This window comes from Maribacter litopenaei, from assembly GCF_025244665.1.
GTDB classification, from domain to species: domain Bacteria; phylum Bacteroidota; class Bacteroidia; order Flavobacteriales; family Flavobacteriaceae; genus Maribacter; species Maribacter litopenaei.
This window is the reverse complement of record NZ_CP104205.1, coordinates 218,972-244,318: the sequence shown is the minus strand read 5'-3', so window position 1 is coordinate 244,318 and position 25,347 is coordinate 218,972. Positions and strand designations below refer to the sequence as shown.

31 protein-coding genes and 5 pseudogenes are annotated in these 25,347 nt (G+C 40.6%); 35 read left to right on the top strand and 1 reads right to left on the bottom strand.

The features are described 5' to 3' along the window. From DarG to NYZ99_RS01255, 31 genes and pseudogenes are all read left to right on the top strand, one after another. Positions 1-409: pseudogene (DarG, locus tag NYZ99_RS01380) on the top strand (flexirubin biosynthesis protein DarG). Further along, positions 393-1,399, top strand: a pseudogene (gene darH / locus NYZ99_RS01375) (BtrH-related acyltransferase DarH). The pseudogenes DarG and darH overlap by 17 nt, the downstream one beginning before the upstream one ends. Positions 1,400-1,412: 13 nt before the next feature. Then, complete coding sequence (locus NYZ99_RS01370; protein WP_260573154.1) at positions 1,413-2,156, top strand: ABC transporter ATP-binding protein; 744 nt, start codon at positions 1,413-1,415, stop codon at positions 2,154-2,156. Between the two features lie 31 nt (positions 2,157-2,187). Continuing rightward, positions 2,188-2,538, top strand: a complete 351-nt coding sequence (locus NYZ99_RS20945) for an ABC transporter permease (RefSeq protein ID WP_338039226.1) — start codon at positions 2,188-2,190, stop codon at positions 2,536-2,538. Continuing rightward, positions 2,504-3,076, top strand: coding sequence for an ABC transporter permease (locus tag NYZ99_RS20940; protein ID WP_338039225.1), 573 nt, complete (start codon positions 2,504-2,506; stop codon positions 3,074-3,076). The genes NYZ99_RS20945 and NYZ99_RS20940 overlap by 35 nt, the downstream gene beginning before the upstream one ends. Positions 3,077-3,078: 2 nt before the next feature. Continuing rightward, positions 3,079-3,414 (top strand): ABC transporter permease, encoded by a 336-nt coding sequence (locus tag NYZ99_RS20935; protein WP_420845242.1) that lies wholly within the window; start codon positions 3,079-3,081, stop codon positions 3,412-3,414. Next, a pseudogene (locus NYZ99_RS01360) lies at positions 3,404-3,839 on the top strand (acyl-CoA thioesterase). The gene NYZ99_RS20935 and the pseudogene NYZ99_RS01360 overlap by 11 nt, the downstream one beginning before the upstream one ends. A gap of 98 nt (positions 3,840-3,937) precedes the next feature. Next, on the top strand, positions 3,938-4,600 hold the full coding sequence (locus NYZ99_RS20930; RefSeq protein WP_338039223.1) for a beta-ketoacyl synthase N-terminal-like domain-containing protein: 663 nt from the start codon (positions 3,938-3,940) through the stop codon (positions 4,598-4,600). Further along, positions 4,537-4,683 (top strand): hypothetical protein, encoded by a 147-nt coding sequence (locus NYZ99_RS22640; protein ID WP_420845158.1) that lies wholly within the window; start codon positions 4,537-4,539, stop codon positions 4,681-4,683. The genes NYZ99_RS20930 and NYZ99_RS22640 overlap by 64 nt, the downstream gene beginning before the upstream one ends. Then, a complete protein-coding gene (locus NYZ99_RS20925) occupies positions 4,673-4,975 on the top strand; it encodes a hypothetical protein (protein ID WP_338039222.1) in 303 nt (100 codons plus the stop codon). Before NYZ99_RS22640 ends, NYZ99_RS20925 begins: the two co-directional genes overlap by 11 nt. A 59-nt stretch (positions 4,976-5,034) precedes the next feature. Beyond that, positions 5,035-5,547, top strand: coding sequence for a methyltransferase family protein (locus tag NYZ99_RS01350; RefSeq protein ID WP_260573153.1), 513 nt, complete (start codon positions 5,035-5,037; stop codon positions 5,545-5,547). 29 nt (positions 5,548-5,576) lie between these two features. Next, a complete protein-coding gene (locus tag NYZ99_RS01345; RefSeq protein ID WP_260573152.1) occupies positions 5,577-6,095 on the top strand; it encodes a methyltransferase in 519 nt (172 codons plus the stop codon). A gap of 4 nt (positions 6,096-6,099) precedes the next feature. Continuing rightward, positions 6,100-6,711: a 3-oxoacyl-ACP synthase gene (locus NYZ99_RS01340; RefSeq protein WP_260573151.1), complete on the top strand. Its 612-nt coding sequence runs from the start codon at positions 6,100-6,102 to the stop codon at positions 6,709-6,711. After that, positions 6,704-6,958, top strand: a complete 255-nt coding sequence (locus NYZ99_RS01335; protein WP_260573150.1) for a phosphopantetheine-binding protein — start codon at positions 6,704-6,706, stop codon at positions 6,956-6,958. Before NYZ99_RS01340 ends, NYZ99_RS01335 begins: the two co-directional genes overlap by 8 nt. Positions 6,959-7,020: 62 nt before the next feature. Next, the gene (locus tag NYZ99_RS01330; protein WP_260573149.1) at positions 7,021-8,220 is read left to right on the top strand and encodes a beta-ketoacyl-[acyl-carrier-protein] synthase family protein; all 1,200 of its coding nucleotides are present in this window, start codon (positions 7,021-7,023) and stop codon (positions 8,218-8,220) included. After that, positions 8,217-9,116, top strand: coding sequence for a beta-ketoacyl synthase N-terminal-like domain-containing protein (locus NYZ99_RS01325; protein WP_338039221.1), 900 nt, complete (start codon positions 8,217-8,219; stop codon positions 9,114-9,116). Before NYZ99_RS01330 ends, NYZ99_RS01325 begins: the two co-directional genes overlap by 4 nt. A gap of 25 nt (positions 9,117-9,141) precedes the next feature. Continuing rightward, a complete protein-coding gene (locus tag NYZ99_RS20920; protein ID WP_338039220.1) occupies positions 9,142-9,285 on the top strand; it encodes a hypothetical protein in 144 nt (47 codons plus the stop codon). A gap of 126 nt (positions 9,286-9,411) precedes the next feature. Beyond that, positions 9,412-10,053 (top strand): polysaccharide deacetylase family protein, encoded by a 642-nt coding sequence (locus NYZ99_RS01320; RefSeq protein WP_260573148.1) that lies wholly within the window; start codon positions 9,412-9,414, stop codon positions 10,051-10,053. After that, the gene (lolA2, locus tag NYZ99_RS01315) at positions 10,046-10,663 is read left to right on the top strand and encodes a flexirubin biosynthesis/transport protein LolA2 (RefSeq protein WP_260573147.1); all 618 of its coding nucleotides are present in this window, start codon (positions 10,046-10,048) and stop codon (positions 10,661-10,663) included. The genes NYZ99_RS01320 and lolA2 overlap by 8 nt, the downstream gene beginning before the upstream one ends. After that, a pseudogene (gene lolB2, locus NYZ99_RS23130) lies at positions 10,644-11,251 on the top strand (flexirubin biosynthesis protein LolB2). Before lolA2 ends, lolB2 begins: the two are co-directional and overlap by 20 nt. A 270-nt stretch (positions 11,252-11,521) precedes the next feature. Further along, positions 11,522-11,839 carry an outer membrane beta-barrel protein gene (locus NYZ99_RS01300; protein WP_420845157.1) on the top strand — a complete coding sequence of 106 codons (318 nt, stop codon included), beginning with the start codon at positions 11,522-11,524 and terminating at the stop codon, positions 11,837-11,839. Next, complete coding sequence (locus tag NYZ99_RS01295) at positions 11,840-12,208, top strand: ApeI family dehydratase (protein WP_260573144.1); 369 nt, start codon at positions 11,840-11,842, stop codon at positions 12,206-12,208. Then, positions 12,208-12,690, top strand: a complete 483-nt coding sequence (locus NYZ99_RS01290; RefSeq protein WP_260573143.1) for a hypothetical protein — start codon at positions 12,208-12,210, stop codon at positions 12,688-12,690. The genes NYZ99_RS01295 and NYZ99_RS01290 overlap by 1 nt, the downstream gene beginning before the upstream one ends. Before the next feature lie 56 nt (positions 12,691-12,746). After that, positions 12,747-13,817, top strand: a complete 1,071-nt coding sequence (locus tag NYZ99_RS01285; RefSeq protein ID WP_338039219.1) for a DUF2062 domain-containing protein — start codon at positions 12,747-12,749, stop codon at positions 13,815-13,817. A 120-nt stretch (positions 13,818-13,937) separates the two neighbouring features. Continuing rightward, positions 13,938-15,380, top strand: coding sequence for an MMPL family transporter (locus NYZ99_RS01280; protein WP_260573142.1), 1,443 nt, complete (start codon positions 13,938-13,940; stop codon positions 15,378-15,380). Then, positions 15,368-16,702 (top strand): MMPL family transporter, encoded by a 1,335-nt coding sequence (locus NYZ99_RS01275; RefSeq protein ID WP_260573141.1) that lies wholly within the window; start codon positions 15,368-15,370, stop codon positions 16,700-16,702. The genes NYZ99_RS01280 and NYZ99_RS01275 overlap by 13 nt, the downstream gene beginning before the upstream one ends. Further along, positions 16,638-17,621: a lysophospholipid acyltransferase family protein gene (locus NYZ99_RS01270; protein WP_260575305.1), complete on the top strand. Its 984-nt coding sequence runs from the start codon at positions 16,638-16,640 to the stop codon at positions 17,619-17,621. The genes NYZ99_RS01275 and NYZ99_RS01270 overlap by 65 nt, the downstream gene beginning before the upstream one ends. Beyond that, positions 17,618-18,922 carry a phytoene desaturase family protein gene (locus NYZ99_RS01265; protein ID WP_338039218.1) on the top strand — a complete coding sequence of 435 codons (1,305 nt, stop codon included), beginning with the start codon at positions 17,618-17,620 and terminating at the stop codon, positions 18,920-18,922. The genes NYZ99_RS01270 and NYZ99_RS01265 overlap by 4 nt, the downstream gene beginning before the upstream one ends. Next, positions 18,871-19,167: a hypothetical protein gene (locus NYZ99_RS20915; RefSeq protein WP_338039489.1), complete on the top strand. Its 297-nt coding sequence runs from the start codon at positions 18,871-18,873 to the stop codon at positions 19,165-19,167. Before NYZ99_RS01265 ends, NYZ99_RS20915 begins: the two co-directional genes overlap by 52 nt. After that, on the top strand, positions 19,167-19,991 hold the full coding sequence (locus tag NYZ99_RS01260) for a cupin-like domain-containing protein (protein ID WP_338039217.1): 825 nt from the start codon (positions 19,167-19,169) through the stop codon (positions 19,989-19,991). The genes NYZ99_RS20915 and NYZ99_RS01260 overlap by 1 nt, the downstream gene beginning before the upstream one ends. Positions 19,992-20,154: 163 nt before the next feature. Next, the gene (locus tag NYZ99_RS01255; RefSeq protein WP_338039216.1) at positions 20,155-21,705 is read left to right on the top strand and encodes a C45 family autoproteolytic acyltransferase/hydrolase; all 1,551 of its coding nucleotides are present in this window, start codon (positions 20,155-20,157) and stop codon (positions 21,703-21,705) included. Between the two features lie 71 nt (positions 21,706-21,776). On the opposite strand, the pseudogene NYZ99_RS01250 reads toward NYZ99_RS01255, so the two are convergent. After that, a pseudogene (locus tag NYZ99_RS01250) lies at positions 21,777-22,110 on the bottom strand (single-stranded DNA-binding protein). 272 nt (positions 22,111-22,382) lie between these two features. Between NYZ99_RS01250 and NYZ99_RS01245 the strand changes: the two are divergent. The 4 genes from NYZ99_RS01245 (at position 22,383) to NYZ99_RS01230 (ending at position 25,343) form a co-directional block, all read left to right on the top strand. After that, positions 22,383-22,676: a GNAT family N-acetyltransferase gene (locus NYZ99_RS01245; RefSeq protein ID WP_260573140.1), complete on the top strand. Its 294-nt coding sequence runs from the start codon at positions 22,383-22,385 to the stop codon at positions 22,674-22,676. Between the two features lie 9 nt (positions 22,677-22,685). Beyond that, a complete protein-coding gene (locus NYZ99_RS01240; protein ID WP_260573139.1) occupies positions 22,686-23,123 on the top strand; it encodes a (4Fe-4S)-binding protein in 438 nt (145 codons plus the stop codon). Positions 23,124-23,147: 24 nt separating this feature from the next. Next, positions 23,148-24,035: a sugar phosphate isomerase/epimerase family protein gene (locus tag NYZ99_RS01235; RefSeq protein ID WP_260573138.1), complete on the top strand. Its 888-nt coding sequence runs from the start codon at positions 23,148-23,150 to the stop codon at positions 24,033-24,035. Positions 24,036-24,179: 144 nt separating this feature from the next. Then, complete coding sequence (locus tag NYZ99_RS01230; RefSeq protein ID WP_260573137.1) at positions 24,180-25,343, top strand: mandelate racemase/muconate lactonizing enzyme family protein; 1,164 nt, start codon at positions 24,180-24,182, stop codon at positions 25,341-25,343. Positions 25,344-25,347 lie beyond the last annotated feature (4 nt).

Sequence of the window (25,347 nt, the reverse complement as noted above, 5' to 3'; positions counted from 1 at the left end):
ATGAAGAAAGAAGATGTACCGCAGGACAAGAGCAATCTTGGCTCTGCCAACATACGGGAAATGGTATACGCAGTTGATGACGATGGCAAGTACACAACTTCACTTAGTACTGGCTGGGATCCCAAAACAATTGCCTTGGACAATGCCATCATGGAAATAGAGGAAAGAATCTCCCATGCAAAAAAAAGGTGTTGAATAATGAAACTAGCCCAATTGAATATTACATGGAAGTCCATAAAATGGATCTGCCCGTTCCGCAAGCTATGTGGGCCTTTGGCAATGGCGCGTAAAAAGACACTTTAAGCCATCCGTATTCAAAAAATTGAACCAAAAAACATTACAAAAATATGCTGATGTCTTCGATATCAGTATCGAACAATTGAAATCTATTGATGACGGAAAATCTTAAAATAGACTTTACACATAATCAGTCGGCACATTGCGAAAATGGGGTTGTATCAAATCTCATGAAACACAATGGCTTTCACATAAGTGAGCCCATGGTGTTTGGCATTGGCTCGGTTTATTATTCAGTTACCTTCCTTTTTTGAAGGTTAACTACGCCCCAGTATTCACCTACCGATCTATGCCGGGATTCATCTTCAATAAATTCGCAAAGCGGATCGGTATTAAAATGAAGCGGGAAAAATTTAAAAATCCCAAGGTTGCCAAGGAACGACTGGACCAAAACTTGGCCAAGAACAATCCAGTTGGACTACAAGTAGGGGTTTATAATCTAGTATATTTCCCGGATGAATACCGCTTCCATTTCAACGCCCACAACATGGTGGTCTATGGAAAACAGGGAGATCGTTACTTAATCAGCGACCCCGTAATGGAAGAGGTTACCAGCCTAACCGAAAAGGAACTGGAAAAAGTACGATTTGCCAAAGGTGCCTTTGCCCCTAAAGGACATATGTACTACCCTATTTCCTTTCCTGAGAGACTAGCCTTGGAATCGGCCATAGTAAAAGGCATCAAACAAACGGCTAGGGACATGACCGCTCCTGTTCCCATTGTTGGGGTAAAGGCCATGCGCTGGGTAGCTAAAAACATTCGGAAATGGCCCAAAAAACTTGGCCCAAAAAAAGCAAACCATTATCCGGGTCAGATCGTTCGTATGCAGGAGGAAATAGGTACTGGTGGGGGAGGTTTTAGATACATTTATGCCGCATTTTTACAAGAGGCCAGTTCAATTTTGAATAACCCTCAACTCATGGCGCTTTCCAAGGAAATGACCTCCATTGGCGATGCCTGGCGCGACTTTGCGGTAGATGCTTCGCGCATCTACAAAAACAGAAATTCGGAAAGCCGTGGTTATGAAGATGTGGCCATTCAGTTGGAAGCACTGGCCGACAGGGAAGAGCAATTCTTCAAAAAATTGAAAAAAGCGGTCTAAGACCGGTTACGCCATGATCCAAATTGACCAACTTTCTAAAAAATATAAGGAGGCTGAACATTTTTCCCTTTCCGGGCTGGACCTCAACATTGACCATGGTGAAATATTTGGACTTTTAGGATCCAATGGAGCCGGAAAAACCACGCTTATTTCCATGCTCAGCGGTTTGATCAAACCTACTTCCGGTTCTTTCAAAATAGATGGTCTCGATTACACATCAAATAAAAAGGAATTAAAAAAATTGATTGGCATTGTACCACAGGAATATGCCCTTTACCCCAGTCTAACCGCTTACGAAAACCTCTATTATTTTGGTAGTATGTTCGGATTAAAGGGAACGCTTTTCAAGAACTCCATTGAAGAGCACCTCATAAGACTTGGGCTCGAAAAATTTGCCCATAAGAAAATAAAGGCCTTTTCAGGGGGAATGAAACGCAGGGTAAACCTCATTGCCAGTATACTTCATCAACCCAAAGTACTATTTTTAGACGAGCCAACAGTTGGGGTGGACGTTCAATCCAAAACGGTCATTATCGATTTTTTAAAAGAGTTGAATACCAGTGGAACTACCATAGTTTACACCTCGCATCACTTGAACGAAGCCGAAACATTTTGTACACGAGTAGGAATCATAGACCACGGGCAGCTTGTATGTTTGGGTACTCCCAAGGAGCTAATTCAAAATGAACAGGGCGCGGAACATCCGGAGGAAGTTTTTCTTGCCAAAACCGGAAAAGCACTTAGAGACTATGCATAAGCTTTGGGTATCGGCAAAAAAAGAGTTTTGGTTGCTCACTAGAGACCTAGGGGGCCTGGCCGTTTTGTTTCTAATGCCCTTACTTTTGGTGATTACCATAACACTTATTCAGGACAATACGTTCAAGACCATTCAGGAAAACAAAATACCAATTCTCTTGGTCGATTTGGACCAAGGCACCGTATCCGATCAAGTAAACAGGAACCTTCAGGAATCCAGTCTTTTTGAAATCATAAAAGAGGATAGCGAGACAAATGCCCAAGACCTAGTGCAAAAAGGTGATTATCAACTGGCCATCATTTTACCTAAAAACTTGACGAAGGACTTAAAACGAAAGATTGATCAAAATGTATCTCGGAATTTTAGCAGAATTCGGGGTTGAACAAGAGGAAGAAATATCGCTGGCCAAAATCGAGAAAAAGGAAATCAGGCTTTATTTTGATCCAGCTACCCAACAATCATTCAAAAATTCGGTTCGAAATAATATAGATAAAATGATTTCCCAAATCGAAAGCCAGTCTATTTATAGGGCCTTTCAAGAGGAATTGGGCGAGGATGAAAATAGTTCCATTTTTGATACGGAAAGCTTCATTTCCTTTACTGAAATAGTCCCAAATGCCGATAAAAAAGAAGGCATTCCCAATTCTACCCAGCACAATATTCCTGCATGGACGTTGTTCGCTATTTTTTTTATCATTTTACCCCTTTCCATTAATATGGTAAACGAAAAAAATCAGGGAACCTTTATTCGATTACGGACACAACCTATCCCCTATACAACTGTTTTAGGTGGAAAGGCTGTTGTCTTTCTAGTGGTATCCCTTATTCAATTTGTGCTAATGTTGTTAATGGGCATCTATCTTTTTCCTCTTATGGGACTTCCGAATTGGAGGTTGCCGGGAGAATTCCATTACTTTTGACAGTGGCATTTTTCGCAGGTTTAGCGGCCGTTGGTCTCGGTCTTTTACTGGGTACCATAGCAAAATCCCAAGAGCAATCCGCTCCATTTGGAGCTACCTTCGTAGTGATACTTGCAGCTATTGGTGGAGTTTGGGTACCGGTTTTTGCCATGCCACATTTTATGCAGACCATTTCCAAGCTATCTCCAATGAATTGGGGATTAAATGCCTTTTATGACGTATTTTTGAGAAATGTAGGAATTGGTGAAATACTCCCCGAAATTTCAGCATTATTTCTATTTTTTATAGCGACAACAATGGTAGCCATTATTTATAACGAAAGAAAAAATGCCGTCTAGCACTTCCAAAGAAATAAGTTTCACCAGTAAAGTCCGTGTTCGTTTTACGGAAACCGACCCTTTGGGAATTGTATGGCACGGCAACTATATCCAATATTTTGAGGATGGTCGGGAGGCCTTTGGAAGGCACCACGGTATTTCCTACCTAGATCAGAAAAAACATAATTTTTCCTCACCCATTGTAAAATCGACCTGTGAGCACAAATTGCCTTTAAAATATGGCGATGTTGCAGAAATTAAGACGACGTATGTGGATTCTGCCGCTGCCAAAATGATCTTCAAGTATGAAATCATGAATCCGAAGGAAAAGTCGTGTGTACAGGGGAAACCGTACAGGTTTTTGTGGAACTACAAGGAGAACTATCTTTGGTTATCCCGAGTTTTTTAAGGATTGGAAGAAAAAAGTAGGATTGTTGGATGGATAAAGTCTACCTATCACATAACAACATCGTTTCATCTTTAGGTTTTGATAGCGTCTCGGTAATCGATAACATAGAACAGGGAAAGTGCGGGTTATCAGTTTATGAAGATACTAAGGTCTTGCATATTCCCTTTTGCTCATCCGAGAATCGATCAAGGGGAGCTGCACAAAAGATACGAACAGCTTCAAGCCAAATACGAGCATACCCGTTTGGAAAAAATGATGTTGGTTTCCCTATCGGATACCATATCCAAATCAAACCTACCCCTGGATGACCGCACCGGTCTAGTAATTTCTACTACCAAGGGAAACATTGACGTTTTGGAGGAGGATAGCAATTTTCTAGAATCTAGGGCCTATCTTGCAGAGTTAGGGAACCATTTACAAAAATTCTTTGGTTTTAAGGACAATCCTATAATCGTATCAAATGCCTGTGTATCCGGCATTTTGGCAATAGCAGTGGCCAAAAGACTGATTAGACAAGGTAAATATGACCGTGTTTTTGTGGTAGCCGGGGACATGGTAACGCAATTTATACTTTCGGGGTTTAATGCTTTTCAAGCATTGAGCTTGGAACCTTGCAGACCGTACTGTAATTCGCGGACCGGCATCAATATAGGTGAAGTAGCAGCGAGTGTTTTGGTAACAAATAACCCTGGCGAATTGACACATGAATCGGTTCAAATTATAGGTGAGGCATCTTGCAACGATGCCAATCATATTTCGGTCCATCCCGCACCGGTGAAGGCTTATTTAGATGTATAGAGAACGCCCTTGAACAATCGGGCTTAAAAAAAGAGGACATAGACTATATTTCTCGGACATGGCACGGCGACAATGTTCAATGACGAAATGGAATCTATTGCCTTTGAAAGGGCCGGACTCTCCAAAACACCCGTGAACAGTCTAAAAAGTTATTTTGGGCATACCCTAGGTGCATCCGGCCTATTGGAAGCCATTATAGGTATGCATTCCCTACATCGAAATACGCTTTTCGCCTCACTGGGGTTTAAAGAGTTGGGGGTATCGAGACCAATGAACATTATTACCAAAACATCTAAAACGGAACTTGGCGCGTTTTTAAAAACCGCATCGGGGTTTGGAGGTTCCAATACAGCCGTTATCTTTAAAAAGGTCTAAACTTTGTTATTAATACGTGGGATATTAAATTCGCCACTTTCAATCTTTGAATTAAAGAAATGCCAAAAAAGTATATCAAGGCTATCGACGCACTTCAAGAAGCACAAAAGATAGCTTTTGCACCCTTTGTATTTCAGACAACCGTTTCTCTTAAGAACCTAGGGGTTTTTGACTTCATTTTCAAGAATGTAGCCAAAGGAGGGGTCACTTTGGAGGAAATAGCCGAGACACTATCCATCAGTGAATATGGCCTTGGCGTGCTTTTGGAAATGGCCGAAAGCTCCGATATTGTATCCATAGATGAACGCGAAAGGTATGAGCTGACCAAAATAGGGTATTTTTTAAATTACAATCCCATGACGCAGGTGAATATGAATTTCACCCAAGATGTCTGTTACCAGGGACTATATCATTTGGAGGAAGCCATTCGCGAAGGCAAACCGGCCGGTTTAAAGGAACTGGGCGATTGGCCCACTATTTATGAAGGTCTATCCCAATTAAAACCGGAAATCCGAAGTCTTGGTTCGATTTTGACCATTTCTATTCGGATGGCATTTTCGAGGAAGCCTTAAAAATCGTTTTTAGACATGAGCCCAAATTATTGTTCGACATTGGAGGAAATACGGGAAAATTTGCTATTCAATGTTGTTCCTACAATGAGGATATCCACGTGCACATTTTTGATTTGCCGGGACAATTGAAAGTGGCCTTAAAAAACACCTCGGAAAAAGGTTTTGGAGATAGGGTTAAAGGAACCGAAATAGATTGGCTTTCTGAAAACCCCACAATTCCCAACGGTGCAGATACCATATGGATGAGCCAGTTTTTGGATTGCTTTTCCAAGGAAGAAATCCTGAAGATTCTAAAAACGGCAGCGAATGCCATGGATTCCAAAACGGAATTAATTATTATTGAGACCTATACGGATCGGCAAAATTTTGACAACGCTAAGTTCACACTTGAGGCTACCTCTTTATATTTTACCGCTCCGGCCAACGGGAATAGCAAGATGTACAAAGCAACCGATTTACAGGAACTTGTGGACGAGGCCGGTCTAACAGTAAAAGATGATATAAGTCTAGGGGATTTCCACACCTTGTTCGTTTGTAAAAAGAAATAGTTTTTTGAGTAATACCTATTACATAGAATCCTTTAGCCATGTTAAAAATGGTACTGTTTATGTCAATGGCGAAGCCATTTTTAAGACCTTGGAAACCGATTTTAAATCGGTGATGAAAGCGGCCTATAAAAACCTGATTGTTGACTACCCCAAGTTCTTTAAGATGGATAACCTTAGCAAATTGGGAGTTCGCGCCGCGGAGGTTTTATTGAAGGAGGAGTCGGAAAAAAATATGGCCATGGTCTTCTCAAACAGAGCGTCCAGCTTGGATACGGACAGAGGATATCAGGATTCTATAAAGGACCCTACTCAATACTATCCAAGCCCAGCTGTATTTGTGTATACCTTGGCGAACATACTAATGGGCGAGATTAGCATTAAGCACAAGATATACTCTGAAAATTGCTTCTTTATTACTGAGGAATTTTTCCCTGAAACCCTAAGCCCGTATACGACCCAACTATTAGACGAAAAAAAGGCTGAAAAAGTAATATGTGGCTGGGTAGATGTGGATAATGGAAAATATAATGCATTTTTGTATGTTGTAGCAAAGAAAGGTACTTTTGTGCATTCCGATGCTGAAATAAACCGATTATACAAGACGATCAATGAGTGATTTGAAACAAGAATTAAAGGAAAAAATAATAGAGCAATTGAACCTAGAGGATATTACCGCCGATGAAATCGCGGACAATGACCCACTTTTCGGAGATGGATTAGGTCTCGACTCTATTGATGCTTTGGAGCTTATCGTAATGTTGGATAAGGATTATGGAATTAAATTGGCCGACCCAAAAGAGGGGCGCAAGATTTTTGAATCTATAGATTCTATGGCTGCGTATATAAGTGCGCACAAAGCATAACCGTATATCCTATTACACATATATTTTAAACGTGTAATCTGCTGTTTGTCTAAATATTTTCAATGAACCAAGGAGTTGCGATTACTGGAATGGGCATGATTTCGGCCATTGGGAACAATGTAGCCGAGAACTTCGCATCGTTGATTTCAGGTAAAACCGGCGTTTCCAAAATCAAGCAAATCAAAACGGTTCATGAAAATGAGATAATGGTAGGGGAAGTGCCCTTGACCAATGAAGACTTGGAGAAATTATTGGGTTTTCCTTCTGATTCACATTCACGGACTCCGCTATTGGGAATTATGGCTGCCAAGGAAGCGTTGAAACAAGCGGGTATCCAAGATATCTCTGAATACAGAACTGGACTGATATCCGGCACTACTGTCGGCGGAATGGATAAATCCGAACAATATTTCTACGATTTTTACGAAAACAATGCCCATTGGAACCATATCAATGGATTGCACGCCGGTGATTCTACCCAAAAAATTGCCGATGCCATAGGTCTATCCAAAAGTTTTGTAACCACTATTAGTACTGCTTGTTCCTCTGCGGCAAATGCCATCATGTTAGGAGCTAGAATGATAAAAAGTGGTGAGTTGGATCGCATTATTGTTGGTGGGTCCGATAGCCTTTCGAAATTTACCATCAATGGCTTTAAGACCTTAATGATTTTATCCGATACCTATAACACCCCTTTTGATGAAAACCGAAAAGGACTAAATCTAGGGGAAGCCGCGGCGTTTTTGGTATTGGAATCGGATGCAATTGTATCCAAAGAAAATAAGCAAGTATTGGCATATGTAAAAGGCTATGGTAATGCCAACGATGCCTTTCACCAAACTGCTTCTTCAGAACACGGGGATGGTGCCGTATTGGCTATGGAAAAAGCATTAAAAGTGGCTGGAATTTCTCCAAAGGAAGTGGATTATATCAATGCGCACGGAACGGCTACACCCAATAACGACCTTTCCGAGGGACGTGCCCTCCAAAGGGTTTTTAAGGATAACGTACCGGAATTTAGTTCTACCAAACCCTTTACTGGCCATACGTTGGCCGTAGCAGCGGGTGTAGAAGCCATTTATTCCGTATTATCAATCCAAAACAACGTCATTTACCCCAACCTAAATTTTAAAACTCCGATGAGCGAGTTTAACCTTGTACCGGAAACAAAATTAAAAAACAAGGAGATTCATACGATCCTTTCCAATTCCTTTGGTTTTGGAGGTAATTGTTCTACCCTTATTTTTACCAAAGAGGCATGAAAAAGGAAGTCTTCATAAATAGCGTTGGCTCGGTTTCGGTTCAAAAAACGTTTGACAATTCAGGATTTTTGGATGAGGTGGTCAATTATGAGGGTACTTCCGTAAAAGCAGTGGATCCAAATTATAAAGAGTACATACCTCCGGCCGCTGCGCGAAGAATGGCCAAGGGCATTAAAATGAGTGCGGTTAGTTCCCAAAATGCCATGATAGAGGCAGGTCTTGAAAATGTAGATGCGATTATTGTAGGTACAGGACTTGGCTGCTTGGGCGATTCAGAAAAATTTGTGCGGGATTTGTTGGATAACGACGAGCAATATCTGACCCCTACCCGATTTATTCAATCCTCCCATAACACGGTGGCAGGCTCCATTGCCTTGGATATGGGGTGCAAGGGATACAATTTTACATACGTCCATGCCAATATTTCCTTCGAATCCAGTTTATGGGACGCCAAGTTACAGTTGGCCAATGAAGAAGCTGAAACTATTTTGGTCGGAGCGGTAGATGAAGTAGTTGATCACCATATAAAGACCCATCAATTCATAGATCACATAAAAAAGGAACCGGTTGCTATGGAGAATGTGCTCCGTTCAGGCACCAAGGGCATTGTCTTTGGGGAAGGATCACATTTTTTTGTACTGTCCAACCAAAAACAGGAATCTACCTATTCCAAATTGGTGGATCTGGGCGTCTACAATACCCTTCCAACTACAGAGGTTTCAGAAACCATCTCTGACTTCCTGAAAAGGAATGACCTTTCCACGAAAGACTTGGATGGTGTTATTTTAGGAAACAATGGGGATGTTGAGCACGATTCCATTTATAACGATTTGGGAACTTCCCTATTCAAGGAAATACCACAGTTTGTGTACAAGCACCTTTCTCGGCGAGTTTGATACCGCCTCAGGATTTGGCTTTTGGATGGCGAATAAAATTTTCAAAACGGGGGTAGTTCCCGATGTTATTCGTTGGAACGATATTGAAGTAAATCAACCGAAAAGACTTTTATTGTACAACCAATACAGGGGAAAGAACCATAGTCTTGTAGTATTGGAGAAATGCTAAGACGAAAAAACGTAAATAGTATCTTTTTAATCGGCTTTATTCTTCTATTGACCCTATCCTTTTTTCAGCCGTTTCCAAAGTCTGTTTTCTTTCTTTTAGCACTTATTTGGTTCGTATTAACTTTATGTGGATTTTTTTATTCAATGGAATTACCACCTACAATCCTTAAATTCCAATAAAAAAATCACGGGAAATAAGGTAGCGATTACCTTTGACGACGGCCCACACCCGGAACATACTCCCAAGGCCCTATCCCTTCTCAAAAAGTACAATGCAAAAGGGACCTTTTTCTGCATCGGAAAAAATATAGAGAAGTATCCCGAGCTTTTTCAAGAAATTATAAAAGAAGGGCATTCGGTGGGAAATCATACATTTTCACATTCAAATGCATTTGGCTTTTTTGGTACAAAAAAGGTGGTGGAAGAATTGAAACGCACGAACAATCTAGTCAAAAACCTTTCAGGATTACAAATGGTATTGTACCGACCTGCTTTTGGAGTCACCAACCCTAGCATAGCAAGGGCGGTAAAAGAGTTGAAATTTAGATCCATCGGTTGGAACGTTCGCTCATTGGACACCACTTTTAGGAACGAAAAACAGATTTTAGACAGGATAACCTCGCGTACGGAAAAAGGAGCCATCCTTTTGCTTCATGATACCAGCGAAAAATCTATGGCCGTTTTGGAACGATTATTGGTATTTTTGGAGGAAAGAAAGTTGAAATCGGTCACGGTGCACCAATTACTTCAAATAAAGGCCTATGCATAAATTCTTGGTAATCTTCTTGTTGGGCATCCGGGTAGGGATGGCCCAAACCAATATGACTGCTGAGGAAGCAAAGTCCTTACAGGAATTGGTGAGACAAAAATCGCAACAGACCAAAACCATTACCAGTGATTTTGTACAATACAAACATTTAGAGTTTTTGTCCAACGACATTGAATCGAGCGGCAAATTGGCCTTTAAAAGTCCTGATAACATTAGCTGGCAATATCTATCCCCTTTTTCTTATAAGGTTATTTTTAAGGATGAGAAGCTTCTTATAAACGATAATGGCAATAAAAGTAAACTAGACCTTGGTTCCAATAAATTGTTCAAACAATTAAACCATTTGATCAGCGCCAGTATCAATGGAGACATGTTCAACGCCGATGAATTTCAGATTGCCTATTTTAAAGAAGCCAGTGTCAGTGTAGTCCACTTTTTACCTAAAGACACACAATTTTCCGAATTCATCAAGGCCTTTCATATCACATTTTCCAAGGAAGGTACCGTGGAAGAGGTAAAAATGATCGAACCTAGTGGAGATTATACAAAGATCGTCTTTTCCAATAGGGAAGAAAACAAAACCATACCCGATGCGGTTTTTGACCTTTAGTATTCTTCTACTACTTGTAAGTTGTACTTCTTATCCAAAAAAATTGGGATATCAAACTACAGACAGTGCCTCTCAAATGATTATCAACCCATATTTCTCTGACATGAACAGGGATTATGTCTACAAGGCCAATATCACTGTTTTTAAGAATAATTTCGGGGGGATTTTGGTCTTAAAAAGCTAGACGATACCAGTCACCGGATGGCTTTCACAACGGAACTTGGAAATACCATCTTTGATTTTACCATCGACAAAAAAGAACTTAAGGTAAACCGCATCCTAAAAGAAATGGATCGTAAGATACTTCTAAATGTATTGGAGCGGGATTTTAGAGCCTTGATCAAAGAAAAATCGACCGCCTCGGAAATTTTTAAAAAGGAGAATGAAATACTGACCAAAGTCAAAATAGGTTCCAAACCACATTATTATAGGTTTGAAAATGATACGCTATCGGATATTGTAAGGGTTGGAAATCAAAAGGAAAAAGTACTGATTGAATTTACAGAAATTGACAATAGGATGGCAAGACATATTCAAATCACGCACAAAAACGTTAAACTTGCCATATCTTTACAGGCTATTAAATGAGGAGTTTAACACCCATACTATTTTTTCTTGCTTGTGTTTCTTTGGCAAAATTAAAAGCACAGGTTGCTCCAGGTATAAAGTTAGGTTATAACGAAAGTACAATTAGCAAGACCCGCTTGGAGCCAAAATCGGGATTATATATAGGAGGGTTTATTGATATCCCCATTTCTTCCGAGATACACTATTCAACCGTAAATTTTATATTCATCACAAGGAGGAGCATCCACCAGCCCTGATTATGGAGATGTAGAAATCGATTATTTATCCATTATGGCCGCCAATAAATTTTATGTAGATCCGAACAAGGGTTTTCATTTTAATTTGGGTCCGGGATTGGACATTAACTTAAAAAACAATTTTGTGAATTTGTTCAATGGAGACGGGGATGGTGAAATATCACCTTTTGATGTGGTGGTTTTTGGAGGGATAGGCTATGAATTCAATTTTGGACTTACCCTTGAGGCCCGTTATAAACAGGGAACCGTAAGTGTGGACTTTTTTGGGGCGGACGACCTTTACGAAGAGGATGGGAGCAACTTGAACGGTGTCTTGCAATTAGGTGCTTCCTATAAATTTAAACTTAAATAAATGTTGTTAGAAGGATTGTACGAGATTCAAGAATTTGAATACGCAGAACCTCATGTGAAGGCGACCATAAAACTTAACAAGGAACATAGAATCTTTGAAGGGCATTTTCCTGGCCACCCCGTATTGCCGGGCGTCTGTGTAATACAGATCATAAAGGAACTGACAGAAAAGTCCCTAGAAAAAAAACTTTTGTTGTCCGTGGCCTCCAATGTAAAGTTTATGGCCGTCATCAATCCAGAAAAGAATGATATTGTGCAGTTTGAAATTGAACTTGCAGAAAATGGGGATGAAGTTAAAATAAAGAATACGGTCAGCTTTGAGGATACCTTGGCATTAAAATTGAACGCCAATTTTAAAATTAGAGCGTAATGAAAATGCTTTTCGTTGGTTTTTTATCCTTTTTTCTTTTTTACATAAATCTAGAGGAAGCTAGGAGATTATATCCAAATGCCATGGAAGATGCCTCCACAACAGATATGCTCCATAAAAAACTTTCTTCCATTTCGCAAAAGGACGACAAGACGCTCTATGGTTACAAAGGGGCCGTTTACACCTTAAAGGCCAAACATGCCAAAGCAATAAAGGAGAAAAAAGAATTTTTTAAAGAAGGGGTAAGTATCATTGAAGCTGCGATAGCAGCTGAACCGGATAATATAGAGCTCCGCTTTATTCGACTGAGCGTGCAAGAAAACGCTCCAAAAATTTTAAAATACCGTGACCATATCGAAGAGGACAAAAACTTTATTCCGGGTCGTTTATCCAAATTAAAGGACGGCTCCGTAAAAAACTTGATATATAAATTCGTAAAGGATTCGAAGGCCTTTTCCGATGTAGAAAAGTCGGGCTTATAGACCTTTTTGATTATGTATCTTTACCAAGATTTTAGGTTCATTAAATCTTAAGCCCAGTGCCCGACCAAGCAACCACACATGAGAGAATGCAACAATGGCGTTGTTGTGTGCTGATTCCCACCTATAACAACGAAAAATCGTTGGCCCGGGTTCTAAGGGATGTATTAAAGTACACCTCAAATGTTGTTGTTGTAAATGATGGTGCAACGGACAGTACCCCTAAAATTTTGGAAGGGTTTTCAGAAGTCCATCAAATTCATCTTAAAAAAAACCAAGGAAAAGGAAAGGCCCTGAAGACCGGATTTACGGAGGCCTTACACAAAGGGTATGAATATGCCATTACCATGGATTCCGATGGTCAGCATTTTGCCGAGGATATCCCTGTCTTTCTGGATGCGTTGGAGAAGGAAACCACAAAAAATGTAATCTATATAGGTGCACGAAACATGACCCAGGCCGATGTTCCCGGTAAAAGTAGTTTTGGCAACAAGTTCTCCAATTTCCGGTTTTGGTTTGAAACTGGCACTTGGTTACAGGATACCCAATGCGGTTATCGATTATATCCCTTGAAGGAGATTGAAAAGCTATCCTTGTATACGCCCAAATTTGAATTTGAAATAGAGGTGATCGTAAAAGCCTCATGGCATGGTACCTTGGTAAAAAACGTTCCTGTAAAAATTCTGTACGAAGATGCAGACCGCGTCTCCCATTTTAGAACTGTACCGCATTTTACACGAATCAGCATCCTTAATACCTGGTTCGTACTAGTGACCATTTTTTATATAAAACCAAGGGATTTTTTTAGAAAGATTAAAAAAAAAGGAATCAAGAAATTCCTCCTAAACGATGTATTGGGTAGTAACGATACTCCTGTGAAAAAGGCGTTATCCATTGCCTTAGGCGTCTTTATAGGATTAAGTCCGTTTTGGGGACTACATACGATTTTGGTGCTTTCACTAGCCATTCTACTAAAATTGAACAAACCCATCGCATTTGCGTTCTCAAACGTGAGTCTACCACCGTTCATTCCCTTCATTGTGCTTGCTAGTCTACAAATAGGAAGTTGGATTCGGGTGAGTCTTTTTCGTTTTCACTGGATTCCATCGATAAAAATTTTGATTTTCTGATTCATCTAAAGGCGTATCTTCTAGGAAGTTTGGTATTGGCCATATGTGGTGCTTTACTTCTAGGTGGAATAGCCTATCTTACCCTAACATTTTTTGGAAAGCGGAAAATAGCCGTGAACAATGGGTGATTTCTTTTACAGGACATACCAAAAAATAAGGGAAAACAGGAAGGTCAGTACCTTCTTGCTCCTTCTTGTCATTGCAGGTTTGGCCTTTTGCACTTCCAAAGTAAATTTTAAGGATGACATCACCGCATTAATTCCTTCCAATCCCGAAACAAGACGTATACAGAAAGTTTTAAAGTCCATTGCCTTTACCGACAAGATCATAGTAAACATTGAAAGAGGGGAATCGAGTTCAGTGGAAGATCTGACTCAATATGCGTCAGATTTTGTGGACAGTCTTCAAAAGGATGTTCCGGAATACCTTAAAAACATACAAGGTCAGGTCGCGGATGCCCAAGTTCTGAACACGCTGGACTTGGTCTATAACAATCTTCCCGTTTTTTTAAATGATACGGATTACGAGGTCATCGAACAGAAACTTTCAAGCGATAGCATCCAAGCTCAAATGGAACTCAATTATCGCACGCTGGTATCTCCATCCGGTATCATTGCCAAAAAAAACATTCTTAAAGATCCTTTGGGGCTATCCTTTATTGCCCTAAAAAAACTTCAAAAAATTGGAGTGGCAGAGGATTTCATCATAAAGAATGGCTTTTTATTGAATAAAGAGGAAACCAATATCCTGTTGTTCCTCACACCGGTACATCCATCGAGCGCCACGGTAGAAAACAGACCTTTGGTGGAAGGGCTTTATACCATTCAGGAAAAATTGAATGCATCGTACGGAGAGAACATTAATAGTTCCTTCTTTGGTGCAGCAATGGTTGCAGTGGCCAACGCCCAACAAGTAAAAAACGATATTCTATTTACTGTCAGTATAGCCATGGCAATTCTTCCGGTACTGCTTATTGTTTTCTACAAAAGGATTGCCCTCCCTCTAATTCTTTTTGTACCTACACTTTTTGGGGCACTTTTGGCCTTGGCCATATTGGCAGTTTCCCGAGACTTCCTCTCTGCGGTTTCTTTGGGTATTGGGGCCATTTTATTGGGGGTGACCTTGGATTATGCCCTTCATATATTAACCCATATAAGAAAAGGCGAAGCACTTCAATTAATGTATCGAGAAGTAGCCCCTTCCATTTTAATGAGCAGCCTTACGACCGCTTCCGCTTTTTTATGCCTATTATTTTTGAAATCCCAAGCCCTTCAGGATTTGGGTATTTTTGCTTCTATAAGTGTGGTAGGTGCGGCCATTTTTTCCTTGTTGTTCATTCCTCAGGTATATTCCTTTGAAGGTCATAAGGAAAATCGACCAACAATTTTGGAGAAACTGGCCGCCTTTGAATTCCATAAAAATAAATGGGTTATTGGTGCCATCGTATTGGGTCTTATCCTTAGTGTATTTTATTATAACAAGGTTCGGTTTGATCAGGATATCGCCAAACTCAATTACGAATCTGAACAATTGACTACAGCCGAAAAAAGTTGGAGTCGCTAACAGATTTAGAATCAAAATCAGTCTATCTCTCCACCTATGGAACAGAGCAAGAAAAAGTGTTACACCGTAACGATGCTATTTACGAGGAGCTACAACAGCTTAAGAAAGAGAGTCGTCTTGTTAATTTTACCTCTGCATCCAGTTTGATCAAATCAAACAAGACCCAAAATGATGCAATAGCTCAATGGCAAAACTTTTGGTCAAGCACTAGGAATGACTCCCTAAAGAAACAGGTAGACGCAAGTGCTGAAGATTTAGGGTTCAAGGCTGGCAGCTTTCAAAATTTTTATGATTGGCTGGATGGTGATTTTAAACACTTGGGGATTTCCGACTTTGCCAATTTCCACGCCTTAAACATTGACGACTATGTAGTCACCGATAGTACAGGAACAACCGCCACCTCATTGATTAAGCTGAACGAGGACCAGTATTTGGAAATTAAGAATCATTTCGCCCAACATCAAAATACCCTCCTAATCAATAGAAAGGAAGTAAACGAATCCTTCCTGGGTACCTTGAAGGAAGACTTTAATCTATTGCTTTGGTTGTCGCTAGTTACCGTGGTGGTGATTTTAGCGCTTTTTTACAGAAGTCTGTCCCTCACGTTGGTCACTGCCATTCCCATTTTCATGACATGGTTCCTGACTGTTGGAATTATGGGTCTCTTAGGTATTGAATTCAATATTTTCAACATCATTATTTGTAGTTTTATTTTTGGGTTAGGAGTGGATTATAGCATTTTTATCACTAATGGATTGCTTACGGAGCACCAAACCGGCATTTCAACCCTGCCGACGCATAAAACCTCCATAATTCTTTCCGTAATCACGACCATTGCCAGTGTCGGCGTGATGATATTCGCGAAACATCCGGCACTTTTTGCCATTTCGAGAGTATCCTTGATCGGTATTTTCTCTGCGGCACTAGTGGCGTTCACTATTCAACCGTTACTTTTTCGCTTGTTTATTGGGAACAAGAACAAAAGACCTATTTCACTTCGGTATTTTATTCATTCCGTACTTTCCTTTGCCTATTTTGGACTAGGAGGACTCCTATTTTCCCTATATGCATGGATAGTTACACTATTCAATCCGTCACAACCCAAAAGAGAGAACCTTGGTTTTCATAGGGCGGTTTCCAAATTGATGAAATCGGTATTATATACCAATCCCTTTGTAAAGAAGCGCGTATTAAACCCAAACAAGGAGAGATTTGAAAAACCGGCCATGCTCATAGCCAACCACACCTCCTTTTTGGATATTCTATGTATCGGGATGCTGCACCCAAAGATTATTTTTCTCGGTAAACGATTGGGTATATAATTCCCCTATTTTTGGAAAGGCAGCCAAACTGGCGGGTGCATATCCGGTTTCGGGAGGTGTGGAAAACGGAGAAGAATACTTGGGCGAAAAACTTAAACAAGGTTTTTCCATCATCGCCTTCCCTGAGGGCACCCGTTCCACTTCCAACAAGATAAAAAGGTTTCATAAAGGTGCTTTTTACTTGGCGGAAAAATTTCAATTGGATATTATCCCGGTCTTGATCCATGGTAATTCGGAAGTGTTGCCAAAGGGAAGTTTCGTCATTAGGGACGGAAGTATCACCGTCAAAATTTTACCCCGAATTGCCTATAAGGATGGTACATACGGGGAAAATTATTCCCAACAAGCAAAAAAGCTGGGCGCATATTTTAGGAAGGAGTTCAGAAAACTGTGCAATGACCTGGAGACTACTGATTATTGGAACAAAACATTATTGGAGAATTATCAATTTAAAGGGGATGCCCTATATACAAATGTAAAATTGGATTTAGCCAATAACGGTTCGGCCTATCATGAGTTGTTAAATATAATTCCAGCAGATGCCACCATTATCCACCTTTCCAAAGACCCTGGGCAATTAGACCTATTATTGTCCCTCGATTCCATAGACCGAAAATTGCACACCTACTTAACAGATAGTAATGCAAAGCAAAGCTTAAGTCAGAACTTTCTATACAATAATTATAGTAAAATAAACCTGTACGACACCCCGGAGGATGCGGTAGCAAACGAGGCGGACATCCTAATTTACGATTTGGATACATTCTCCTTTTCAGAATCTTTATTTGCGAAATTTGAGACCATTTTTCTCTTAAAACAGGGCAAACTGTTGAAGTATGCCGAAGTTTTACCCTCAGATTTTTTGGTTAATGCACAAAATGATAATTTTATTGTACTGAACAAAAAACCTACGAGTTGAAAGAAAAATACGATGTCGTAATCATTGGTAGCGGTATGGGCGGACTGGTGGCCGCCAATATCATGGCCCGTGAGGGACTCAGTGTTTGCGTTCTCGAAAAGAACAATCAATTTGGGGGTAATCTACAGACCTTTGTTCGGGACCGTACCATTTTTGATACAGGGGTTCACTACATAGGTGGGCTGGCACCAGGGCAAAATCTATATCGCTATTTTGATTATCCGGGCATATTGGAGGGTCTACATCTTAAAAAAATGAACCGGGATGGCTTTGACATTATCACATTTGATAATGATGAAGTGGCCTACCCACATGCCCAAGGCTATGACAACTTCATAGACCAATTGGCAAAACAATTTCCGCAGGAAAGAAAGGCAATTGAGAGCTATTGCAAGAAACTTAGGGAAATATGCCACAAGTTTCCGCTTTACAATTTGGAGGAAGGAAAACCCTATGGCAACGATCCGGAATTGTTCCAACAATCGGCAAAGGATTACATTGACAGCATCACACAAAATGAAAAGCTACGGGCGGTCTTGGCAGGATCCAATTTGTTGTACGCGGGCGACCCGGACAAAACACCATTGTACGTACATGCCCTTTCCATAAACTCCTATATAGAAAGCGCCTACAGATGTGCCGATGGGGGCAGCCAGATTACCAAATTATTGGTTAGAAGATTGAAGGAAAATGGCGGGGAAGTATACAAGCACAGTGAGGTAACCCATATGACCTGTGTTGACCGAAAACTGGAATCGGTCACCATAAAAGATGGTAGAAAAGTAACTGGCGATATTTTCATTTCCAATATTGAACCAAAACATACCTTGAGAATGATCGGTGAGGAACATTTTAGAAAATCCTACAATCGACGTATTCAGGATATGGAAAGTATCATTTCGGCCTTTAGCATACATATTGTACTGAAACCTAAAACTTTTAAATACCTCAACAAGAACTATTATCATTTTAAGGATTACCGAAAAGTTTGGGATGCACATAAGTATACAGAGGAGACCTGGCCCGAGACCTATATGGTTTCTATGGGGGTCAGAAAAAATCAGGATGAATGGGGAGAGCAACTCACGGCCATTACCTACATGCGGTATGAGGAGGTAAAAGAATGGGAAAATACCTTTAATACGGTTGCACAAACAAGTGACCGTGGTAAAAGCTATGAGGAATTTAAATCCTATAAAACAGAGCTTTTCTTAAGGGAATTGGAGAAAAAATTTCCAAATATCAGGGAATGCATCCAATCCGTGTACGCCTCCACCCCCTATCCTATAGGGATTATATAGGAAACCATCAGGGATCAATGTATGGATACGTAAAAGATGTCAACGACCCTCTAAAATCCTTTATATCGCCACGCACAAAGATTGAAAATCTTTATTTGACGGGCCAAAGCTTGAACATGCACGGTATTCTCGGCGTAACCATCAGTGGTGTGGTTACTTGTTCTGAAATCTTGGGAGGTTCTTATTTGATCAATAAGATAACCGATGCACTTTCGAATAAGTCCAACAAAAAAATTACCGTATAATGGGAACATTCAAGACGACACCAATTACCGTTTTGGAAACCATTTCCAAGGAAGATTTTATAGATCAGTACTACAAACCTCAAAGACCGGTACTTCTAAAAGGTCTTACGAAAGATTGGCCTGCCTATGATAAATGGATCCTGGATTACATACAAGGTAAGGCAGGCGACCAAATAGTTCCCTTATACAACAACGAACCGGCCAAGGATAAACAGAGCGTTTATGCTCCGGTGGAAGAAATGAAATTGGCAGATTATATTGAACTATTAAAAACAAAGCCTACGGATATACGGATTTTCTTTTACGAAATATTGAAGAAAATGCCCGATTTAGTGAACGACTTTGAATATCCGGACATCGGACTAAAGTTCTTTAAAAAACTGCCTGCCCTCTTTTTTGGTGGCGGGCAATCCAAGGTTTTTATGCATTATGATATTGATTTGCCGGATAGTATGCATTTTCATTTTGACGGACATAAACATGTAACCCTATTTTCACCGGAGCAGACAAAGTTTCTGTATCGCGTTCCGTTTTCCATTCATAATTTAGAGTCCATCGATATGGATAATCCCGACTTTGAAAAATATCCGGCATTACAATATGCAGAGGGAATCACTGCCAACATGGAACATGGAGATGCACTATTTATGCCCAGCGGCTATTGGCATTATATCAAATATCCGGATGGCGGCTTTTCCATGACCCTTAGAGCCCTACCTAGAAGTCCTAAAAAATTTACCAACATGCTTTATAATGTGATGATTATGCGTCATTTCGACAATTTTACCGTGAAAACATTGGGGACAAAAGTGGTTGGATTATAAAAATCGGAGAGCCATAGAAAAAACACATAAGAACCTTGTGAACCTTTCATAATTGAGAAGCTTTAAAAAATTAAAACGATTTACTTTCATAGGGGTTTGTACTATCATGCTTGCTTCTTGCGGAGTAGCAAAATCCTTAAAGGAACAACCGAAGTAGCTGATTATGAAACAGACATTCCGAGAAAGAAAAAAAATAAATGACTCCACCTTTACCATTGCTGACAATTTCCTGAGAAAAAACCGTCAAGGACTTTGGGAACTACGCGTAAGTGGAAATCCATTAGAATTGGGCCTAAAAACCGGCAGTCTCACACAAGAATTGTTTAATGAACAAGAGGACATTTTTGTACGGAAGATTGATGAACTGGTGCCCTCCAAAGGATATCAAAATTTGCTACGTAAATTTTTGGCCTGGTTCAACCGCAAAATGTACCTCAACATTGACGAGCAGTACAAAGCGGAGCTTTATGGCATTTCCCAATTTGCCTCTCCAAACTATGACTACATTGCCAAACCCTATCAACGGGTCATGTACTTTCATGGTGCCCATGATATTGGCCATGCCCTTCAGGATTTGGCGTTGGTGGGTTGTAGCTCCTTTGCCGCTTGGGGTGACCAAACTGAAAATGGTAAGCTGTTGATCGGTAGAAATTTTGACTTTTATGCCGGTGACGCCTTCGCCAAGAATAAAATCATCGCTTTTGTCGAGCCGGATCAAGGTCACAAGTTTATGTCGGTAACATGGGGCGGTATGATAGGCGTAGTATCCGGGATGAACGATCAAGGGGTAACGGTCACCATTAATGCAGGAAAGTCACAGTTTCCCTTAATTGCGAAAACCCCGGTCTCTTTGGTAACCCGTGAGATTTTACAATACGCTTCTAACATTGAGGAAGCCATTGCCATTGCCAAGAAAAGGGAGGTTTTTGTCTCTGAATCCATTTTTGTGGGAAGCGCCAAGGATAAGAAGGCAGCCATTATTGAAGTCTCGCCCAAAAATTTTGGGGTCTATGAGGTTGAAAACACCAATAAATTGATATGCGCTAATCATTTTCAAAGTGCCGCCTATGCGAACGACAAAAAAAACCAAAAACATATTGTAGAAAGCCATTCCCAATACCGGTATGAGCGTATGGAAGAGCTGTTGGAAGAAACACCCAAAATACGCCCAAAAGACGTTGTCTCTATATTGCGCGACAAAGAGGGCCTGGACGAGGAAAAAATAGGATATGGCAATGAAAAGGCATTGAACCAATTACTGGCACATCACGGTATTGTCTTTCAACCGGAGGACTTACTGGTTTGGGTATCCAGCAATCCCTATCAGTTGGGCGAATTTGTGGCCTATGACCTGAAAGAAGTTTTTAATTTGACTGAAGGCATAGATAACCCAATAGCAAAAACGGAGCACAACATTGCCAAAGATCCCTTTTTGCAGAGCGATGCTTATAAGAATTATGAACGCTACAGGATATTACGAGATGAGATCGAGGAGGCCATCTCTAAAGAAGCCCATTTGGAACAATCCAAATTAAAGGATTTGGTTTTGTTAAACCCCCATTTTTGGGAAGGCTATTATTTGGCAGGTTTATATAATTACAACCAGGGCTACGATTTAGTGGCCAAAGGATACTTAGAAAAGGCCTTGGAAATGGAAATTACTACTGTTCCCGATAGAGAAAAGGTGGAAAAGTACCTTCGTAAACTTCGTTAGCTAGGCCTCATCCAACTAAAAAGCCCCGAATTCTAAAAAGAGTATCGGGGCATATCAAAATTTAAATCAAATTACTTTCCCAACATCAAAAGCTCATTACAGCGTACTTCTGTGATGTATCGTTTGTCCCCCTCCTTTGTCTCGTACGAGCGATGGGTTAATTTACCCTCAACAGCTACCTGTTTTCCTTTTGTCAAATAGTTTTCTACAATTTCAGCCGTCTTTCCCCAAGCTACGATATTATGCCATTGGGTATCGTCTACTTTCTCTCCCTTGGCATTTTTATAACTCTCTGTTGTGGCCAGCGAAAATTTGGCCAGTTTGGTGCCATTTTCCATGGTTACGATTTCTCGAGTCCTGACCCAAGTTTCCAATCAACTGTACTTTGTTTTTAAGTGCGTTCATAATTTTAATTTTTAGCGTTAAACAGTTAATACTATCGAACTGCTTTTGTTCGACGAGACAAACTTATTTCTACTACAATTCGATACTCGGTTCAAAAACACTTATTATCGTTTGTTATCGTTTACAGTCGTTTGTAAACTTTTATATTATTTATTTTCAACTACTTACGGTATAACTCAATTTTGTTTTTACATTTGATTAAAATCGGATTTTGCCTCATGATAGATTAAATCCTTTTTCCTATCTTAAAAGCTTCTAATGGAACTCTCCCTATGGATTTAATTGTGACCGATAATCCGGACAAAAAAAGATACGAAGTAACCGTGGAAGGTTCCACGGCCTTTGTTGAATACATCAAGGCAAAGGATAAAATCTACTTGACACATACTGAGGTACCAACAACCTTGGAAGGTAAGGGCATTGGTTCATCGCTCGTCTTAAAAGTAATGGAAGACGTAGAACGACAGGATTTGACCCTTGTTCCCCTGTGTCCCTTCGTAGCGATGTACCTAAAAAAACATCCCGAATGGAAAAAGTTGGTTATGAAAGGCGTCAATATAGAATAATTGAATTTTATGGATAAAGAAATCGTGAAGGAATACACCAACGGAGAACTGACCGTGGTGTGGAAACCAAAAAAATGCATTCATTCCGAGGTTTGTGTAAAAACCCTCCCTGAGGTATACGAACCTAATGGAAAACCATGGATTAAACCGGAAAATGCGAGTATAGAGGCTTTGAAATCACAAATCGAGGCATGTCCATCCGGAGCATTGACCTTCTATATGAAGGGTAGTACAAAGGAGGCATCTGAAAAAACCGAAGAAGGACATAAAACCGATATTTCCGTCCTTGCAAATGGATCCTTGCGCGTTTCCGGTAAACTGCAGATTCAATTGGCTTCCGGTGAAACAGTTCAAAAGGAAGGAACCACGGGATTTTGTAGATGCGGGGCTTCGGAAAATAAACCCTTTTGCGATGGGTCCCATCGAAAAATAGAATTCATTGGATAACCAAGATAAAAACAAAGCATACTTATGGAATTAGCCATACATAATTGGATGCGGGCAGAATCCCTGGAACACACCTTGGGCCGTATTGCCAAGTTGGGATATACCCGTTTGGAAATCCAGGGCACCCCGGAAAACTATGATACCAAAAAAATAAAACCCATCATGGACGACCATGGCATTCAATGCTGGGGTTCGGTCACCTTGATGTTGGAGGAACGGAATCTATTGGCAAAAGACCCTGCGCAACGAAAAATGTCCGTTCAATATGTAAAGGACGTAGCGAAAATGGTTGCCGATTTAGGGGGTTCTGTGATTTCTCTTGTACCTGCCACCGTCGGGAAAATTATTCCGGACGCCACGCCTGAACAGGAATGGGAATGGGCCGTAGAAGGTGTTAAGGAAATTTACGCATATACAGAGGATTTGGGACTGCAAATAGGCATTGAACCTATTAACCGTTTTGAAACTTATTTTATAAACAGAGGGGGACAGGCATTGGCACTCGCAGAGGCTGTCGGGCCCAATTGCGGGGTGTGTTTGGATACCTTTCACATGAACATTGAGGAGGTGGATATGTTTGAAACCATGAAAAAAGTGGGTAGCCGATTGGTCAATTTCCATGTGGCGGACAATAATCGTATGGCACCGGGAATGGGTCATTTGAACTGGAAGAAAATTATTGGAACGCTCAATGAAATTAACTACGACAGGGTACTTTCTGTTGAATTTTGTGCCCCATTGGACAGAACGCCGGCAAATCCCTTTCCCAATTCCATAGAGAACAATCCAGAAGGTTTGACGCCGGAACAAAAGAAATTTTTGGAAGATCATGGAAGTTCTGCCATTACGGACGAATTCTATACCATGCTGACCCAAAAATCCATGGAAACCTTAACCCAATTGATAAGATGAAACGAACATTAAGATTTTTAAAAATTCCTTTAAAAAGGACAGTTTTAAAATATCTTAAGGTGAGAACGAGTGCATCGAGTGGTTACACACGTTCTCAATTTTATAATTATCTTATTAATCAAATAATTAATAAAATTTAAACGTGTGAAAATAGCCAACATAGAAGCATTTTGGTTACGTTGTCCAATCCCAAAGGAAAAACAGCATTTTAGTGATTATGGTCTATTGACCAATTTTGATATGACCTTAGTTGTGGTGACTACGGATACCGGACTACAGGGATTTGGAGAGGCAAAGGCGGCCGTAGGTTCCTCAGGATCTTGTGCCAGTATTGTGAGTTGCGTAGAAAACGAATTGAAACCCCAATTGATAGGACAGGATGCCCGGAATATATCCCGTATTTGGGAAGTAGTCTATAACGGTACCCGGGATCACTATTCCCTTTCGAGGGGACGTAAATTTCCTATTTTGGGCAGAAGGGGACTCACCATTTCTGCACTTAGTGGAATAGATACCGCTCTATGGGATATAAAAGGAAAAGCCTTGGGTGTTCCTGTTGTGGAATTATTGGGTGGAAGTTGTCGAGATAAAATGGCTGCGTATGCCAGCGGTGGATGGGCAAAAGTAGACGCCATTGGGGAGCAATTAAAAAGTTATACCGCCAAAGGGTTTACGGGTGTCAAAATGCGTGTAGGTATTATGGATCAAACCGTTAAAGCAAGCGTAGAGAGGGTAAAAGCGGCCCGAGAAGCTTTAGGGGATGATATAAAATTAATGACGGATGCCCATGGCACTTTTAGTGTTCCGGAAGCAAAACAATTTTGCCGAGGGGTGGCCGATTGCAACCTATATTGGTTCGAGGAGCCCATTAGTCCCGATAATAAAATTGGAACTGCAGAAGTACGCTCGCATACGGATATTCCCATAGCTGCCGGTGAAAGTGAATATACGGCCTTTGACATCAGGGATATGATAGCGGAAAGAGCCCTTGATGTGCTACAACCAGATTGTGCCATCATTGGTGGAATTACAGAGGCAATGCGGGTATCCCAGCTGGCGCATTCCTATCAGTTGGAATTGGCCCCTCATTGTTGGGGTTCGGCCTTTTCCTTTATGGCCGGGCTCTCGGTGGCCTTCGCTTCCCCTTCGGCCAACGTCATAGAATTTTCATTAGGAGGAAACCCTATGATGTATGACTTGGTTGCGGAACAAATTAGTGTGGACGAAAATGGCATGATAGGTGCTCCGGATAAACCAGGATTGGGTTTAACCCCAAATTGGGATTTCGTAAAAGAATTTAAACAATAAAAAC

Coding starts and splice junctions, on each gene's coding strand:
- NYZ99_RS01370 (WP_260573154.1), top strand. CDS start 1,413: ATGATCCAAATTGACCAACTTTCTAAAAAATATAAGGAGGCTGAACAT.
- NYZ99_RS20940 (WP_338039225.1), top strand. CDS start 2,504: ATGTATCTCGGAATTTTAGCAGAATTCGGGGTTGAACAAGAGGAAGAA.
- NYZ99_RS20930 (WP_338039223.1), top strand. CDS start 3,938: ATGAAGATACTAAGGTCTTGCATATTCCCTTTTGCTCATCCGAGAATC.
- NYZ99_RS20925 (WP_338039222.1), top strand. CDS start 4,673: ATGTTCAATGACGAAATGGAATCTATTGCCTTTGAAAGGGCCGGACTC.
- NYZ99_RS01350 (WP_260573153.1), top strand. CDS start 5,035: ATGCCAAAAAAGTATATCAAGGCTATCGACGCACTTCAAGAAGCACAA.
- NYZ99_RS01335 (WP_260573150.1), top strand. CDS start 6,704: ATGAGTGATTTGAAACAAGAATTAAAGGAAAAAATAATAGAGCAATTG.
- NYZ99_RS01330 (WP_260573149.1), top strand. CDS start 7,021: ATGAACCAAGGAGTTGCGATTACTGGAATGGGCATGATTTCGGCCATT.
- NYZ99_RS01325 (WP_338039221.1), top strand. CDS start 8,217: ATGAAAAAGGAAGTCTTCATAAATAGCGTTGGCTCGGTTTCGGTTCAA.
- NYZ99_RS20920 (WP_338039220.1), top strand. CDS start 9,142: ATGGCGAATAAAATTTTCAAAACGGGGGTAGTTCCCGATGTTATTCGT.
- lolA2 (WP_260573147.1), top strand. CDS start 10,046: ATGCATAAATTCTTGGTAATCTTCTTGTTGGGCATCCGGGTAGGGATG.
- NYZ99_RS01300 (WP_420845157.1), top strand. CDS start 11,522: ATGGCCGCCAATAAATTTTATGTAGATCCGAACAAGGGTTTTCATTTT.
- NYZ99_RS01295 (WP_260573144.1), top strand. CDS start 11,840: ATGTTGTTAGAAGGATTGTACGAGATTCAAGAATTTGAATACGCAGAA.
- NYZ99_RS01290 (WP_260573143.1), top strand. CDS start 12,208: ATGAAAATGCTTTTCGTTGGTTTTTTATCCTTTTTTCTTTTTTACATA.
- NYZ99_RS01280 (WP_260573142.1), top strand. CDS start 13,938: ATGGGTGATTTCTTTTACAGGACATACCAAAAAATAAGGGAAAACAGG.
- NYZ99_RS20915 (WP_338039489.1), top strand. CDS start 18,871: ATGCATCCAATCCGTGTACGCCTCCACCCCCTATCCTATAGGGATTAT.
- NYZ99_RS01260 (WP_338039217.1), top strand. CDS start 19,167: ATGGGAACATTCAAGACGACACCAATTACCGTTTTGGAAACCATTTCC.
- NYZ99_RS01255 (WP_338039216.1), top strand. CDS start 20,155: ATGAAACAGACATTCCGAGAAAGAAAAAAAATAAATGACTCCACCTTT.
- NYZ99_RS01245 (WP_260573140.1), top strand. CDS start 22,383: ATGGATTTAATTGTGACCGATAATCCGGACAAAAAAAGATACGAAGTA.
- NYZ99_RS01240 (WP_260573139.1), top strand. CDS start 22,686: ATGGATAAAGAAATCGTGAAGGAATACACCAACGGAGAACTGACCGTG.
- NYZ99_RS01235 (WP_260573138.1), top strand. CDS start 23,148: ATGGAATTAGCCATACATAATTGGATGCGGGCAGAATCCCTGGAACAC.